The following is a 1,593-nucleotide window of genomic DNA, read 5'->3' on the forward strand; positions in this document are numbered from 1 at the left end:
TCACCGGATGGGGTTCTCGGATGTCAGGTTCCGGCCTGCGTACTTCCCCTACACCGAACCCTCTGTCGAGCCTGAGGTCTGGGTGGATGGCCTTGGATGGGTGGAGCTTGGAGGTGCAGGTATCTTCCGTGAAGAGGTTACCTCGCCGTTTGGGATCACACATCCGGTTCTTGCATGGGGCCTTGGCATCTCGCGGGTTGCGATGCTCCGGCTGGGCTTGAAAGATCTCCGGCAGCTCTATAAGAGTGATATCGACTGGATCCGAAATACTCCCTCATACCGGAGGATCTAGGAATGGCGATTATTACATTGAACTATGAGTATCTCGAGCGCCTCACGAAAGCCGATAAGGATACGATCCTAAAAGCCCTGCCGATGATCGGATCAGATATCGAACGGATTGAAGAGGATCATGCCGATGTCGAGTTCTTCCCTGACAGAACCGATCTCTACTCGGTCGAAGGGGTGGCACGGGCAATGCGGGGCTTCCTCGGGATCGAGACGGGTTTGCCAGAATACCCGGTTTTGGAATCGACGATCATATTCTCTGTCGATCCGGGTCTTGCCGGGATCCGCCCGGTGCTTGGATCGGCGGTTATCAGGAACCTCCGTTTTGACGATGCCTCGATCGAATCGGTGATGGCGCTCCAGGAAGCGCTGCACTGGGCGATTGGGCGTGGGCGATCCAAGGTTGCAATCGGGGTTCATGATCTCTCAACGGTACAATCTCCATTCAGGTACATCGCATCTTCACGGGATCGGCAGTTTGTGCCCCTTGATTATACCGAATCGATGACGATGGATCAGATCTTAGCAGAACATCCAAAAGGGAGGGCATATGCCGGAATTGTGGAGCATTTTGACAGATTCCCATTGATTGTTGATGCGAACGATCAGGTTCTCTCATTTCCTCCGATCATCAATGGGGAACTGACACGGGTCACGTCAGATACCACCGATATCCTCCTTGATGTCACCGGCACCGATGAGCGGGCGGTACAGAATACGGTTGCGATCATCTGCTCTGCCTTTGCAGAAGCCGGTGGAACGATTGAATCGGTCACAATTGACGGGCAGAAGACCCCCTCACTGGCACCGGTTGAGCGGATTATTGACTGTGATGAATGTGCACGGCTCATGGGTGTTCCGCTCACACCGGAATCGATCGTCCCGCTTCTTGAGAAGATGCGTTTTGGAGCTGTTCCTCTTGAAGGATCAAAGGTGCAGGTAACCATCCCCTGCTACCGGGCGGATATCATGCATGACTGGGATATCTTTGAGGATGTTGCCATTGCATATGGGTTCGACCGGTTCCCTGCCACCCTTCCCCCCACCTTCACTATCGGAACAGAGGATCCCGCAAGCCGCCTTGCCCGTATCGTCTCAGGGATTGCAATTGGCCTTGGCTACACGGAAGTGATGCCGTTTACCCTGACAAACGAACGGGTCAGCTATGATCAGATGCAACGGCCACGATCTGATGCCGCCCTGAAGGTGCTTCATCCGATCTCAATCGAGAACACCATTATCAGGACCGATCTCCTGCCGATGCTCCTTGAGATCCTTCAGCTGAATAAACACCGTGAACTTCCG

At 54.0% G+C, this 1,593-nt stretch carries 1 protein-coding gene and 1 pseudogene; both read left to right on the top strand.

Annotated features, from left to right (window positions below; all coding sequences use genetic code 11):
* Nucleotides 1–292 (top strand): annotated as a pseudogene (locus tag QCH34_RS12410) (phenylalanine--tRNA ligase subunit alpha); the annotation flags it as partial.
* 2 nt (nt 293–294) lie between these two features.
* Nucleotides 295–1,593, top strand: a 1,299-nt coding sequence (pheT, locus tag QCH34_RS12415; RefSeq protein WP_300334592.1) for a phenylalanine--tRNA ligase subunit beta, incomplete at its 3' end; no start/stop codon positions are given.

Origin of the sequence: Methanocalculus sp. (assembly GCF_029762515.1) — an archaeon.
Lineage (GTDB): Archaea > Halobacteriota > Methanomicrobia > Methanomicrobiales > Methanocorpusculaceae > Methanocalculus.